The sequence below is a fragment of the Saccharothrix sp. NRRL B-16348 genome, assembly GCF_001280085.1.
Taxonomy (GTDB): domain Bacteria; phylum Actinomycetota; class Actinomycetes; order Mycobacteriales; family Pseudonocardiaceae; genus Actinosynnema.
The window spans coordinates 1-13,517 of record NZ_LGED01000023.1; the positions used below are offsets into that span (position 1 = coordinate 1).

General features: G+C 71.1%; 12 protein-coding genes and 1 pseudogene. 8 read left to right on the top strand and 5 right to left on the bottom strand.

The genetic code is table 11. From position 1 onward, the window contains the following. Positions 1-396 (top strand): annotated as a pseudogene (locus ADK67_RS52180) (DNA topoisomerase IB); the annotation flags it as partial. Between the two features lie 403 nt (positions 397-799). Here the strand turns inward: ADK67_RS52180 and ADK67_RS05025 are convergent. From ADK67_RS05025 to ADK67_RS05040, 4 genes are all read right to left on the bottom strand, one after another. Continuing rightward, entirely contained in the window at positions 800-1,723 is a 924-nt protein-coding gene (locus tag ADK67_RS05025) for a hypothetical protein (RefSeq protein ID WP_053715207.1), read from the bottom strand. 262 nt (positions 1,724-1,985) lie between these two features. Continuing rightward, on the bottom strand, positions 1,986-2,351 hold the full coding sequence (locus tag ADK67_RS05030) for a hypothetical protein (protein WP_157619937.1): 366 nt from the start codon (positions 2,349-2,351) through the stop codon (positions 1,986-1,988). A gap of 105 nt (positions 2,352-2,456) precedes the next feature. Beyond that, positions 2,457-3,203: a SigB/SigF/SigG family RNA polymerase sigma factor gene (locus ADK67_RS05035; protein WP_053715218.1), complete on the bottom strand. Its 747-nt coding sequence runs from the start codon at positions 3,201-3,203 to the stop codon at positions 2,457-2,459. Continuing rightward, on the bottom strand, positions 3,200-3,562 hold the full coding sequence (locus tag ADK67_RS05040; protein WP_053715209.1) for an ATP-binding protein: 363 nt from the start codon (positions 3,560-3,562) through the stop codon (positions 3,200-3,202). Before ADK67_RS05040 ends, ADK67_RS05035 begins: the two co-directional genes overlap by 4 nt. 213 nt (positions 3,563-3,775) lie before the next feature. On the opposite strand from ADK67_RS05040, the gene ADK67_RS05045 reads away from it, so the two are divergent. The 7 genes from ADK67_RS05045 to ADK67_RS50460 all read left to right on the top strand — a co-directional run bounded on the left by ADK67_RS05045 (position 3,776) and on the right by ADK67_RS50460 (position 11,134). After that, positions 3,776-4,561 carry an ABC transporter ATP-binding protein gene (locus ADK67_RS05045; RefSeq protein WP_053715210.1) on the top strand — a complete coding sequence of 262 codons (786 nt, stop codon included), beginning with the start codon at positions 3,776-3,778 and terminating at the stop codon, positions 4,559-4,561. Then, entirely contained in the window at positions 4,558-5,361 is an 804-nt protein-coding gene (locus tag ADK67_RS05050) for an ABC transporter ATP-binding protein (protein ID WP_231648022.1), read from the top strand. Before ADK67_RS05045 ends, ADK67_RS05050 begins: the two co-directional genes overlap by 4 nt. After that, positions 5,358-7,211 carry an AMP-dependent synthetase/ligase gene (locus ADK67_RS05055; protein ID WP_053715212.1) on the top strand — a complete coding sequence of 618 codons (1,854 nt, stop codon included), beginning with the start codon at positions 5,358-5,360 and terminating at the stop codon, positions 7,209-7,211. The genes ADK67_RS05050 and ADK67_RS05055 overlap by 4 nt, the downstream gene beginning before the upstream one ends. Next, positions 7,208-8,095, top strand: coding sequence for a branched-chain amino acid ABC transporter permease (locus tag ADK67_RS05060; RefSeq protein WP_053715213.1), 888 nt, complete (start codon positions 7,208-7,210; stop codon positions 8,093-8,095). Before ADK67_RS05055 ends, ADK67_RS05060 begins: the two co-directional genes overlap by 4 nt. After that, entirely contained in the window at positions 8,092-9,192 is a 1,101-nt protein-coding gene (locus tag ADK67_RS05065; RefSeq protein WP_053715214.1) for a branched-chain amino acid ABC transporter permease, read from the top strand. The genes ADK67_RS05060 and ADK67_RS05065 overlap by 4 nt, the downstream gene beginning before the upstream one ends. A gap of 13 nt (positions 9,193-9,205) precedes the next feature. Continuing rightward, a complete protein-coding gene (locus tag ADK67_RS05070; protein WP_053715215.1) occupies positions 9,206-10,498 on the top strand; it encodes an ABC transporter substrate-binding protein in 1,293 nt (430 codons plus the stop codon). 171 nt (positions 10,499-10,669) lie between these two features. Continuing rightward, positions 10,670-11,134: a hypothetical protein gene (locus ADK67_RS50460; RefSeq protein WP_157619938.1), complete on the top strand. Its 465-nt coding sequence runs from the start codon at positions 10,670-10,672 to the stop codon at positions 11,132-11,134. On the opposite strand, the gene ADK67_RS05080 is transcribed toward ADK67_RS50460, so the two are convergent. Next, entirely contained in the window at positions 11,105-11,767 is a 663-nt protein-coding gene (locus ADK67_RS05080) for a hypothetical protein (RefSeq protein WP_157619939.1), read from the bottom strand. The two genes, ADK67_RS50460 and ADK67_RS05080, sit on opposite strands and share 30 nt — an antisense overlap. Positions 11,768-13,517: the final 1,750 nt, after the last annotated feature.

The window sequence follows — 13,517 nt, forward strand, 5'->3', positions numbered from 1 at the left end:
GTTCGGGGGCTGTTGCGGGGGCGGGGTGGGGACGAGCGGCTGCTGGTCGACGCGCGGGGGCACGCGGTCGGGTCGGATGACGTGAACGAGCGGTTCAAGGAGATGGTGGGTGCGGAGTTCTCGGTGAAGGACTTGCGGACGTGGCACGCGACGGTGCTGGCGGCGGCGGCGTTCGCGCGGGAGGGCCGGCCGCCGTCGAAGCGGGGGCGGAAGCGGGTGGAGGTGGAGGTGATGCGGGAGGTCTCCGAGCACTTGGGCAACACACCGGCCGTGGCGAGGAAGTCCTACGTCGACCCGCGGGTGGTGCGGCTGTACCACGAGGGGGTGATGATCAGGGCGCGGTCGGGAGATCGTGGGACAGTGGAACGGGCCGTGCTGAGGATGCTACGGAGGTGAGTGATGTTCGCGTCTGCTGTTCCCGCAGGCCCGACGAGTCGTCGGGTCACACAATCGGGTGATCAATGCCCGAAAATGTACGGAAACACTGTTACCGCACCTCGGTTAAAACCATGAGGAGCCCTCGCCAACCACCGGACCGCTCTACCCCCTCCACCCGCCCTCATCCCTCATCCGCCCAACCCCAACGGCCCTCGACCTCCGACCCCAACCACCACCCACTGGCCATCTCCATCCACTACCACCGCCACTCACTCGCCACCGCTACTGCGCAATCACCGCCCACCGCGCAAACACCGGCTCACCGCGCAAACACCGCCCCACCGCAATTGCCGGCCGGAGCAATCACCCAGCACCGCCGCTCACACTGGCCGCACTCGACCTGGCCACACTGGACCGGGAATCACTGGCGGAGCAGCGCCCCGACGTCCTCGTGCAGCCGAACCGCCCCACCGACGAGCACGATCTCGGCCCCGCACTCGACCGCGCGCAACGGCAGCACCTCGTCGGCCCGCCCGCCGTCGACCTCCTGCGACCCGACGAGCGTGTCGGTGACCAGCAGCGTGTCGACCCGGCCCTCGACCAACGCCTGCCTGACCGCGACCAGCCCGTGCACCGCGCGCCCGGTGAGCCGCGTGGACTCGTCGCGGAACCGTTCGACCACGGCCCGTCGGGCATCCTGATTGGCCCGGCCGGCCAGGTGGAGCACGGCCCGATCGGGTGATCCCTCGACCTCGACCACCAGGTGGTGGTAGCGGGTCGGCAGGGCCACGCGCAGCGAACGCCGCCCGGCCAACGGGCCGGCCAGTACGAGCAGCGGAGCGCCCAGGCGGTCGACCAGGGTGGTGGCCTCCTCGGCGACGTCGGCCAGTTCGTCGGCGTCCAGCCGTCGTCCCGGCCGCCGCGCGCCCACCGTCGCCACGGCCACCGGGCGGCCGGTCGGGTCGACGCCGCGCAGGTCGGCGCCGTGCTCGCCGACCTGCACGACCACGTGCGGCAGGAGGGGTTCGGACAGGTCGACCAGTGGCAGGAGGTAGGGGAGTGGGCCGGAGCGGGCGGTGTAGCCCGTTGGGGGGACGGGGACGTACTGGTCGACCAGGACGCGGCCGCCGCCCACGATCAGGCCGCGGCCGGCGAGGCCGCGGGGGGTTACGCCCGACACGATCGCGTTGTGCGCCAACGCCACGAGGTACGGGTCGGCGGCCATGGCTTGGAGTTGGTCGCGCATCGCCCGCCACCGCAGGTCCACGTGATCGCCGACGTCGAGGTACACGGAGATGAACGGCCCTTCGACGTCGACCAGGTTTTGCAGACTCGCCGTGTGCATCGGTCCTCCCCGTTCGGGTCACACGAGTGGTACCCGAAAGGGGGGTGGTGCAACCGCGTTCACTGGCGCGGGAAAGTGTGCCAATGGCCGTGGAACGCGTCACCGCGAACGGGTTGGGGCGCGGGGAGTTCGGGAAAGAGGGCGCGTTCGGGAGGGCGGAGAAGAGGTGCGGGAACGGGGAGAATCGAGAGGGGAACGGGAATGCGCCGACGGCTGGGCCAAGGGCGAGAGGGTCGAGGGTGAGAGGGCCGAGGGTGAGAGGTCAGTGAGGGCGGGCGGCGCGGCGGGCGCGTTGTTCGCACCACGCGCAGCTCTCGGCGACGCCCACGGAGGCGAAGCCGATCAGCAAGTGCGCCGCGTTGCCTACGGCGCCGGCGTCCATCGCCCCGCCCGGCTCGCTCACGCCGAACGCGAACACGACCAAGTACACGACACCCATCAGCGAGCCGACCAGTCGGGCCACCCTGGTCCGCACCGCCGCCACCCCGGTCACCACACCGGTGACCAGGTGCAGCACCGCCAACCGCGGCTCGGACCGCACGAGGTCCGCCACGCCCCACGCGACCAGCAGCACCCCGAGGATCAGGGCTGCCCGCTGCGGCCACGCCAGACCCACTGGGCTTGTCACCACTGCGACCACCCCTTTTCGTCACGCGCCGGTCCCGACCGGGTCCGACCCCGTCCGATCGCGTCCCGACCGCGCGCCCGACGGTGTCCCGACGGCGCACGAGCGCTACTCATCATCGAGCAGCGAGCGCAACCGGGCCAGGGATCGGCTCAACAGCCGCGAGACGTGCATCTGCGACACGCCGACCGAGTCCGCGATCTGGCTCTGCGTCATGCCCCGGAAGAACCGCAGCACGACGATCCGTCTCTCCCTCTTGGGTAGCCCGCGGAGCATCGGATCCAACGCGTGGTGCAGCTCGACGACCTCCAGGGCCGGATCGTCGCTGATCAGGCGGTCGGCGTAGTTCAGCTCCTCGCTGATCGACTGCTCGTCCAACGACAGCAGGTGGTACGCCGACGTGGCGTGCAGCCCCTCGTACACCTGGTCCACCCCGATGCCGAGGTGCCTGGCGACCTCGCTGGGCGTCGGCGTGCGCCCGGACACGCGGGACAGCTCGACCCGGGCCGTGTCGATGGCGACGCACAGCTCCTTCAACCGCCGCGGCACGCGCACCGCCCACCCCTGGTCACGGAGGTAGCGCCGCACCTCGCCGGTGATGGTGGGCACGGCGAACGCCAGGAAGTCGATGCCGCGCGTGACGTCGAACCGGTCGACGGCGTTGATCAGCCCGACCGCCGCGACCTGCCGCAGGTCCTCCACGGACTCGCCGCGCTCGGCGAACCGGTCGGCGATGTGCCTGGCCATCGGCAGGTGCTCGGTCACCAGCCGGTCGCGCAGCCGCTGGTAGCGCTCGCCGTCCCGCTCGGCTTCCGCCAGCTCGTGGAACAGCGGCTGGTAGTCGACCGCGTTCATGCCCGGCACCTCAGCTCGACCCGCAACCGGCCCTCCCCGTCAACCCAGGTGGCCACCGCGTCGGTCACGGAGCTGACGACCCTCCAGTACAACGAGTCATGATCGGGCACGGTGACGGCCGATGACCGGACCTCCGCCCGGAAGCGCACGGAATCACCTTCCCGGGCGAACCGGCACCGGAGGACGGACGAGGGGTCGAGGGTCCGGGCGATCAGCGCGCTGCACGCCTCGTCGACGGCGATGACCAGGTCGACGGCCAGGTCGGGGGTGCTCCGCGCGATCGCGCCGGCGACCGCGCGCACGACCGAGAGGTGGGCGGGTCTGGCCGCCACCCTGAGCTCCACCTCCGAGCCGTCCATGTGTGGCGAATGCTCCTCACAACCCTGGTCGTGGGTCGCCGGGGGCATACCCACAGACCCCTCCCGCTACACCCGTCCACACAGGACTGAGCAACAGAATCGTGAAAGCCGAACATGCCGTGAGCTGGTTCATCACGGTTTGCGAACAGCGGTAGGTAACCCTGTGATCGGAGTCATACTGATCGCCTCCCCGACATCCCCCGGAGGCGCCTGGTGCTCGAGGCGAACAACCTTGAGGTGGTCTATGACGACGTGATGTTGGTGCTGCGCGGCGTGAGCCTGAGGGTCCCGGAAGGGCGGATCGTCGCCCTGCTCGGCGCGAACGGAGCGGGCAAGACGACGCTGCTGCGCGCGCTGTCCGGCCTGCTCGACGTGCACGACGGCAAGGTCACCCGCGGCCGGATCACCCTGGACGGCGAACCGATCCACCGCTCGTCGCCGACGCGCATCGCGTCGCTCGGCGTGAAGCAGGCGCTGGAGGGCAGGCGCATCCTGGCCGAGCTGTCGGTCGAGGAGAACCTGCGCATCGGCGGGCACAGCAGGCCGCGCGGCATCAAGCAGAACCTGGAACGGATGTACGAGTTGTTCCCCAGGTTGCGCGAACGGCGGCGGCAGAGCGCCGGCTACCTGTCCGGCGGCGAGCAGCAGATGCTGTCCATCGGCCGGGCGCTGATGTCCGAGCCGCGCTACCTGCTGCTGGACGAGCCGAGCCTCGGCCTGGCCCCGCTCATGGTCCAGCAGATCCGCGACCTCATCGTGAAGATCAACGCGACGGGCACGACGGTGCTGCTGGTCGAGCAGAACGCGACCATGGCGCTGTCCATCGCCGACCACGGCTACGTGCTGGAGACCGGCAAGGTCGTGATGGACAAGCCGGCCGCCGCGCTGCTGGCCGACGAGGACGTGCGCGAGTTCTACCTGGGCCTGCGCGGCGAGGCCACCGCGCAGTCGTTCCGCGACGTGAAGCACTACAAGCGGCGGAAGCGGTGGTTGTCGTGAGCTCGGAAGCGCAGACCGACGTGCTGGACGTGCGGGACGTGCGGCTGGCGTTCGACGGCGTCACCGCCGTGGACGGCGTGTCGTTCCACGTCGCCGCCGGCGAGCTGTTCGCCATCATCGGGCCCAACGGCGCGGGCAAGACGTCGATCTTCAACGTGCTGTCGGGCGTCTACCGGCCGCAGCAGGGCTCCGTGCGGTTCCAGGGCGAGGAGGTGCTCGGCAGGCGTCCGCACAAGATCGCCGCGATGGGCATCGCCAGGACGTTCCAGAACATCGAGCTGTTCGCGCACCTCACCGTGGTGGAGAACCTGATGCTGGGCCGGCACAACCACATGCGGTACGGGGCGCTGGCCGCGTTCGCGTGGGTCGGCCGGGCCCGGCGCGAGGAGCTGGCGAACCGGGAGGCCGTCGAGGAGGTCATCGACTTCCTCGAACTGGAGCAGTGGCGGCGCCTGCCGGTCGGCCTGCTGCCGTACGGCGTGCAGAAGCGCGTGGAACTCGGGCGCGCGCTGGCCATGGAGCCGAAGGTGCTGCTGCTGGACGAGCCGGTCGCCGGCATGAACGTCGAGGAGACCGAGGACATGGCGCGGTTCGTGCTCGACGTCCGCGACGAGCTCGGCATCGCCATGGTCATGGTCGAGCACGACATGGGCCTGGTGATGGACCTCGCGGACCGGGTGATGGTGCTGGACTTCGGCAAGCCGATCCGCACCGGCACGCCCGCCGAGGTGCAGCAGGACCCGGACGTCGTGCGCGCCTACCTGGGCGAGGCGCACCAGGGCGTGGGAGGTGCGGCATGACCGCGGCCACCACCACCGGGCTCACCACCGTCGCGACCCGCGTCCGCGACCGGGCCGCCAAGACGCCGGACGCGGTGGCGTTGCGGGCCAAGGACTTCGGCATCTGGCGCGAGGTCACCTGGTCCCGGTACTGGGCGCAGGCCGAGCTGGTCGGGCACGCCCTGCTGGCGCTCGGCGTCGACGCGGGCGACCGGGTCGCGATCCACTCGGAGAACCGCCGCGAGTGGCTCTACGCCGACATCGGCGCGGTGGCCGTGCGCGCGATCACCGTCGGCCTCTACCCGACGAACCCGGCCAGCGAGGTCGCGTACCTGTTGTCGCACTCCGCGGCACGCGTGCTCATCGCCGAGGACCAGGAGCAGGTGGACAAGGCGCTGGCCGTGCTGGACGCCCTGCCCGACCTGGAACGCATCGTCTACCTCGAGCCGCGCGGCATCCGGCACCGCTACGACAACCCGAAGCTGCTGTCGTGGGACGACTTCCTGGCGATGGGCGCGGCACACCGGGCGGACCACCCGGACGCCGTGGCCCGCCGGATGCGGGAGGTCGAGCCGGACGACGTGATGACGTTGATCTACACCTCGGGCACGACCGGGCCGCCCAAGGGCGCGATGCTCACCGTGGCCAACGTCGAGTTCGCCGTCGAGTCGCTGGTCGAGGGCGGCGGGTTCACCGACCCGCCGCCGTCGCCCAAGGACATCACCCTGTCGTACCTGCCGCTGTGCCACGTCGCCGAACGCATCTTCACCACGTGGTTCAGCGCGTCCGCCGGGGTGCAGGTGCACTTCGCCGAGTCGATCGAGACGGTGCAGGCGAACCTGCGCGAGGTGCAGCCCACGATCCTGTTCGGGGTGCCGCGCATCTGGGAGAAGGTGTTGGCGTCCATCACGATCAGCGCGTCCAGCGCCACCTGGCTCAAGCGGGCGACCACCCGGTTCTGGCTGCGCGTGGCCGACGGTCTCGGTGAGCAACTCGTGCGCAACGGCGGCAACCACACGTTCGCCACGCGGCTGAAGTACGGCGTCGGCTGGCTGATGTGCTTCCGCGCGTTGAAGGCGCGGATCGGCATGCGGCACGTCCGGTACGCGTCGTCGGGCGCCGCGCCCATCTCGCCGCAGGTGCTGCGGTTCTTCATGGGCATCGGCGTGCCGATGCACGAGGTGTACGGGATGACCGAGAACAGCGCCGTCGCCACCGGCAACCGGCCCGGCCGGGTGAAGGTCGGCACGGTCGGCGAGCCGCACCCCGGCGTGGAGCTGCGGATCGCCGACGACGGCGAGATCCAGACCAGGCACGCGGGCGTGTTCGCGGGCTACTGGCGCGACGAGGACGCGACCCGGCGGGCGATGACCCCGGACGGCTGGCTGCGCACCGGCGACGTCGGCGAGTGGGTCGACGGCACGCACGTGCGGATCACCGACCGGATGAAGGACATCATCATCACCGCGGGCGGCAAGAACGTGGCGCCGTCCGAGGTCGAGAACGCGTTGAAGACCTCGCCGTACATCAAGGAAGCGATCGTGCTCGGCGACCAGCGCCCGTACCTGGTGGCGTTGATCGGCATCGAGTACGACACCGTCGGCCACTGGGCCAGGCAGCGCCGGATCACCTACACCACCTACCGCGACCTCGCGGAGAAGGACGAGGTGCGCGAGTTGGTGCAGGGCATCGTGACGAAGGTCAACGAGCGGTTCGCCACCGTCGAGCAGGTCAAGAAGTTCCGGATGCTGCCCAAGGAACTGGACCACGAGGACGGCGAGCTGACCGCGACGCAGAAGGTGAAGCGGTCGGCGCTGGCCAAGGTGTTCGGCCCGCTCGTGGACGACATGTACCTCGGGGGGCGCGGATGACCGAGTTCCTGCAATCGCTGATCCGGGGCCTGGGCTCCGGGTCGATCTACGCGCTGCTGGCGCTGGGCTTCGTCATCATCTACAAGTCCACCAGGGTGATCAGCTTCGCGCAGCCGGCGTTCATGCTGGCGGGCGCGGTGCTGGTCAGCTACCTGGCCGCGGAGGTCGGGTTCTTCGCGGCCGTGCCGATCGCGGCGGTGCTGATCGCGGTGCTCGCGCTGGGCGTGGAGCGGACCGTGCTGCGGCCGATGATCGGCAAGCCCGTGTTCGTGGTCGCGATCATCACCATCGGCGTGGACGTGGTGGTGCGCGTGGTGACCAACGCGTTCATCGGGCTGGACGTGCGGCAGGTCGGCGACCCGTGGGGCTTGAACACGGTGACGCTGCTCGGCGTCGAGGTGCAGCAGCGGTACCTGGTCATGTTCGGCACGACGGTGGCCGTGGTGGCGGTGCTGTTCGCGTTCTTCCGGTTCTCCCGGGTCGGGCTCGCGATGCGCGCGGTGGCCTACGACCAGGAGGTCGCGCTGGCGCAGGGCATCTCGGTCGGCTCGGTGTTCGCGCTGTCGTGGGCGATCGCGGGCGGTCTGGCGGCGTTGGCCGGGGTGTTCGTGGCCACCGGCGCGGGCGTGGACCAGCAGCTGTGGGTGATCGCGCTGAAGGCGTTGCCGGCGATCATCCTCGGCGGGCTGGACTCGTTGGGCGGCGCGGTCGTCGGCGGGCTGGCGGTCGGGGTCGTGGAGTCGCTGGTCGGCACCTACCAGGGCGACGTGGCGCCGTGGCTCGGGCCGAACTTCGCGCTGGTCGCGCCGTACGTGCTGATGCTGGTCGTGCTCCTCGTGCGGCCTTACGGGTTGTTCGGCAGCAAGGAGGTTGAACGCCTGTGAAGGGTCGTCCGGAGCTTTACACCTCTTATGCGCAGGACATGGCGTTCCTCAACACGCGCCCCAAGCGGACGTGGACGGGGGCGTTGGTGGTGGTGGCGCTGCTGGTGCCGTTCGCCATCACCGACGACCTCCTCATGCTGCTGGCCACGGGGTTCGTGGCGGCCATCGGCGCGATCGGGCTGAACATCGTCACCGGGTACGCCGGGCAGGTGTCGTTGGGGCACGCGTTCTTCCTGGCCATCGGCGCGTACACGGGCGCGGCGCTCTCCGGTGACCCGGACGGGCGGGTGCTCGGGTTCGGCGTGACGTCGCTGCCCGTGTGGCTGCTGGCGTCCGGGCTCGTGGCGGGGCTCGCGGGGCTGATCGTGGCGCCGATCGCGGTGCGGCTGCGCGGGCTGTACCTGGCGATCGTGACGCTCGGGCTGGTGTTCCTCGGCGAGCACGTCTTCCGCGAGTGGACGTCGTTGACCGGCGGTCCGGGCGTGGGGCGGCCGGCGGCGGTGCCCGAGCTGTTCGGCGTGCGGCTGGACCGGCCGTCGGAGTTCTTCAGCGGGCCGCAGCAGCTGTACCTGCTGATGTTCGTGCTGCTGGTGATCTTCGCCGTGCTGGCGCGCAACCTGGTGCGGTCGCGGATCGGGCGGGCGTTCGCGGCCGTGCGGGACCGGGACCTGGCGGCGGCGGTGATCGGCGTCGACCTGACCCGGTACAAGGCGCTGGCGTTCGCCGTGTCGTCGTTCTACGCGGGTGTGGCGGGCTCGTTGTTGTTCGTGGTCAACGGGTTCTTCGACCCCGGCTCGTTCGGCCTGCTGCTGTCGGTGCAGTACATCGCCATGGTGCTCATCGGCGGCGCGGGCACCATCTCCGGCGCGATCATGGGCGCGCTGTTCATCACGCTGCTGCCGCGCATCACCCGGGAACTCCCGACGGTGCTGCCGTTCATCAGCGCGGACGCGACCGGTTCGGTCACGGTGTTCCAGGTCGAGGCGGTCCTCTACGGGCTGCTGATCGTGGTGTTCCTGATCGTGGAGCCACGTGGCCTGTTCGGTATCTGGGTGCGCGTGCGCAACTACTGGCGCACCTGGCCTTTCTCGTACTGAAAGGGTGGATGGGATGGCAAGTCACAGAGCGGTGCTCGCGGTGCTCTCCGTGGTGGCGCTGGCCGCCGTCGCGTGTCGCGGTGGCGACGGCGCGGCCCCGCAGGAGGGCAAGGGCGGTATCAAGGTCGACTTCGGCGTGACCAGCGAGCCGTGCCCGGGCACCGGCCACAGTGACCGGGGCTGCATCTACCTCGGCTCGATCTCGGACCTCACCGAAGGGCCGTTCAAGACGCTCGCGGTGCCGATCACGGAGTCGCAGAAGGCGTTCTGGAAGCGCGTCAACGACAAGGGCGGCATCGGCGGCTACGACGTCGACGTGACCACGTACGTCAAGGACAACAAGTACAACCCGCAGATCCACAACCAGGTGTACCAGGAGATCAAGGGCAAGGTCCTGGCCCTGGCGCAGACCCTGGGCTCCCCGACGACCGCGGCGATCCTGCCCGACCTGGAGAGCACGCAGATGGTCAGCGTGCCGGCGTCGTGGACGTCGCTGTGGGGCGTGGAGGAGGTCGTCCTGGAGTCGGGCGCGAACTACTGCGTCGAGTCGATGAACTCGGTCGACTACGCGGTGGACGAGCTCGGCGCGAAGAGCGTGATGGCCGTGCACCTGCCCGGTGACTACGGCGACGACGCGGCGGCGGGCGCGAAGATCGCGGCGGAGAAGCGCGGCGTGACGTTCTCCAACGCGGTCACCCAGACCGGCCAGGACAACCAGGGCGGCGCGATCGACGCGGTGCTGGCGAACAAGCCGGACGTGGTCGTCCTGACCACCGGGCCGACCGACGCGGCGGTGATCATCGGCCAGACGGCGGCGCGCGGGTTCAAGGGCAAGTTCATCGGCACGTCGCCCACGTGGAACCAGGGCCTGATGCAGAGCCCGGCGGCGCCCGCGATCAAGGCCCTGTACCTGCAGTCGGCGCCGTGGAAGTCGTGGGCGACCGAGTCGCCGGGGCACAAGGCGATGCGCGAGGCGCTGCCGACCGTGACGCCGAACGACGGCTACACGGCCGGGTGGGTGTGGTCGTACCCGTTGAAGTCGGCGCTGGAGAAGGCGGCCTCGAACAAGGACCTGACCAGGGCCGGTGTGCTCGCGGCCGTGCGGCAGCTGAACTCCGTGGACTACGAGGGCATGCTGCCGCAGGGCGCGGGCAACTTCGCCGGCAACTCGAACGACGCCGCGTTCCGGCAGACGTTGATCTACAAGCCGGACGAGCAGGCGGCGACCGGGGTCGGGCTGGTGGAGGACTTCTTCACGGGGCCGACGGCGAAGGACTTCAAGTTCGAGAAGCCCTGCTACGCCTGATCAGCCGGTCGTTGGACGAACCCCGGTCGCGCTCGTCGTGGCCGGGGTTCCGGCTGTGCAACGGGATTCGCGGACTACTCCAACCGGGTCGGAACGCGGTGTTCCGGAACCAAGGCGGCTCCCCGCTGCGTCAAGGTGGGGAGCCAGGTGCCTGACGAGGGAGGTCGCGCCGTGGCCGAGCCGAACGATCTGGTGGTCAAGCCCGACGCGGAGTCGGGCGGGTTCGTCAACGCCGGCACCGGTGACAACGGGTGGATGACCGGGATCTCCATCGCGGAGTCGGCGATGGACACGTTCAACGGCATCAAGGACGGCAACTGGGTCCAGGCCGGTCTCGGCATGGTCGGGTTGGCGGCGGACGCGGCGGCGATGGCGATCGACCCGTTCGGGACGTTGATGTCGTCGGCGGCGTCGTTCCTGATGGAGCACGTGCAGCGTGCAGCCGCTGAAGGACATGCTGGACTGGCTGGCGGGCAACCCGCCGGTGATCGAGTCGTACTCGGCGACGTGGGGGAAGGTCGCCGAGGAACTGGGGAAGATCGCCGAGGAGTACACGTCCGGGGTGCAGCGGGGCACCGAGGGGTGGACCGGTTCGGCGGCGGAGACCTACCTCGCCAACTCCAAGGTGCACGGTGACGCGCTGACCGGCGCGGCGTCGGCGGCCGGGACCGTGGGCACGGTCGTGGGCATGATGGGGATGGTCGTCGGGTTCGTGCGCGAGGTGGTGCGCGACCTGATCGCGGATCTGGTGGGGAAGCTCATCGCCTGGGTGCTGGAGGCGGCGTTCTCGCTGGGGTTCGGGACACCGGTGATCGTGGCGCAGGCGGTGGCGGCGATCTCGAAGTGGGCGACGAAGATCGCCAAGATCATCCAGGACCTGCTGGACACGATCAAGAAGGTCTCGCCGCTGTTGAAGCGGTTGGTGGAGGTCTTCGAGAAGATCATGAAGGCGGTCGGCAAGCTGGCCGGCAAGGTGACCGGGCTGGACGTGCTGAGCCCGAGCAACGTCCGGCCGGGCGGTTTCCTGCAGACCGGGCGGGCCGATGTCGACACGCCGGGTTCGCCTGGCTCGCCTGGCTCGACCACTCCCGGCTCGGACCGGCCCGGGTCGAGCACGTCGGGCTCCGACCAGCCGGGCTCGACGACGCCGGGTTCAACGACGCCGGGCTCGTCCACGCCGGGCTCGTCCACGCCGGGCTCGGACTCGCCGGGCTCGGGCCGGCCGGGCTCTTCCACGCCGGGCTCGGACTCGCCGACACCTCGGGACACCACGTCGACTTCGGGCAGCGCGCCGACGGTCGACCCGACGACGTCGCGTCCGGGTCGGGGAGATCCGGCGGACCTGCCGACCGGCGCGCCGCGGCCGGGGCGTGATCCGCAGGGCGGGGACGGGGACGTTCCACGCGGCGGTCCGCCGGTCAGTGAGCACCGGGGTGGGCCGATGGGCGCGCCGAGCACCTACGGCACTCCCTCGACCAGCGGCTCTCCCAGCGGTTCACCTGGCAGCGGCTTACCCGGCAGTGGTTCGCCTGGCAGTGGCTCACCTGGTAGTGGTTCGCCGAGTGGCGGTTCGCCTGCGGGCAGCGGGTCCGGAACGGGTTCGCCTGGTGGTGGTTCGCCCGGGAGCGGCCCTGGGTCGCCGGGCAGTGGTTCGCCCGGGGGCGGGTTCGGGAGCGGATCTCCTGGCGGTGGTTCACCTGGCGGAGGCGCGGGCGGTGGTGCGCCGAGCACGCCGGGGCCGTCCCGGGTCGACGAGACGGCGGCGGCCAGGGCCGCCGCACCGGAGGCGCCGAGCCGTCCGGGACAACCGCAGTCCACCGGCCCGTCCTCCGTGCCCACCGGCCAACCCGCGCCCGGCGGCGTCCCGGGTGGCGGCATGCCGGGCGGCGGTGCGCCGGCCGGTGGCGTTCCCGGTGGCGGCGGTGTGCCTGGTGGCGGTGCGGGTGCCCGGCCGGGCAGCGGCGGCGGTTGGACCGGAACACCGGGCAGCCGAGGCGACCTGGGTTCCAGCGCACCGCCCGCCCGAACGCCCGACAGCCCTCGCCCGTCCTCCTTCGGGTCGACCGGCCCATCCGGTACGCACACGCCCGCGACAACCCCGACCTCGCCATCGCCACATGCCAACCCGCCGGGCGCAACACCGACCCACCCCGGCCCCAACAGCCCCGGCTCGCCCAACAACGGCCCACGCCCGACCCACACCGGCCCGGCGGGCACACCGCCGCTACGCCCAGGTCCGACCCACGCGGGTCCAGAAGGCGCACCGCCGCTACGTCCGGGTCCCGGCCACACGGGTCCGAGCGGAGTCACGCCGCACCCCGGTCCTTCCCAGCCGAGCAACGGTGTCACCGGCCCGTCCGCCTACGGCCCACCCCACACCCCGCACGCGCCCGGACCGAACACCGGTGCGCCGCACCCCAACGCGGCTCGCCCGAACGCGCCGCACCCCAATCCTGTGCACCCCAGCGCCCCGCACTCCAGCCCAGCGCACCCCAACCCCGCACAGCCGAACCCCGCACAGCCGGGCGTCCCGCCACAGCGCGGGCCTCAAACACCGACGCAGGCGGGCCCCTCACGCCCGGACACCGCGTCGCCCGACGCGCGGCCGGACGGCGCACGTCCCAGGGGAGGCGACGCCCCGCCCCGTCAACCGGATGCCCCGAGCACACGTCCCCACGACGGCACCCCACCGCGCACAGACTCCCCACCACGCCGCCCGGACGACGTCCCCGCACCCCGCCGCGACCCCGACAGCTCGACCGGTACTCGTCGCGAGCCGGAGCAGTGGACCCCGCCCCACCGCGACCCCGACCCTGCCCCCAACCACCCGAACACCGATCGCCCCGACACGGATCGCCCTGACACGGATCGGCCCGACGGCGACCGTGCCGACGGTGATCGGCCGAGTATCGACGAGGCCCACGCCCGGCACGGCGAGGCCACCCCCGCCGGCATCTCGCACCACCGGGGCGACAGCGACATGGGCGACCTGCCCCACCGCGTCCCCCCGGACCCCCGC

What these genes read in the sequence shown, in the direction of transcription:
- ADK67_RS05040 (WP_053715209.1), bottom strand. Translation starts at nt 3,562, where the DNA reads ATGGACGGCTCGGAGGTGGAGCTCAGGGTGGCGGCCAGACCCGCCCAC.
- ADK67_RS05035 (WP_053715218.1), bottom strand. Translation starts at nt 3,203, where the DNA reads ATGAACGCGGTCGACTACCAGCCGCTGTTCCACGAGCTGGCGGAAGCC.
- ADK67_RS05055 (WP_053715212.1), top strand. Translation starts at nt 5,358, where the DNA reads ATGACCGCGGCCACCACCACCGGGCTCACCACCGTCGCGACCCGCGTC.
- ADK67_RS05070 (WP_053715215.1), top strand. Translation starts at nt 9,206, where the DNA reads ATGGCAAGTCACAGAGCGGTGCTCGCGGTGCTCTCCGTGGTGGCGCTG.
- ADK67_RS05025 (WP_053715207.1), bottom strand. Translation starts at nt 1,723, where the DNA reads ATGCACACGGCGAGTCTGCAAAACCTGGTCGACGTCGAAGGGCCGTTC.
- ADK67_RS05060 (WP_053715213.1), top strand. Translation starts at nt 7,208, where the DNA reads ATGACCGAGTTCCTGCAATCGCTGATCCGGGGCCTGGGCTCCGGGTCG.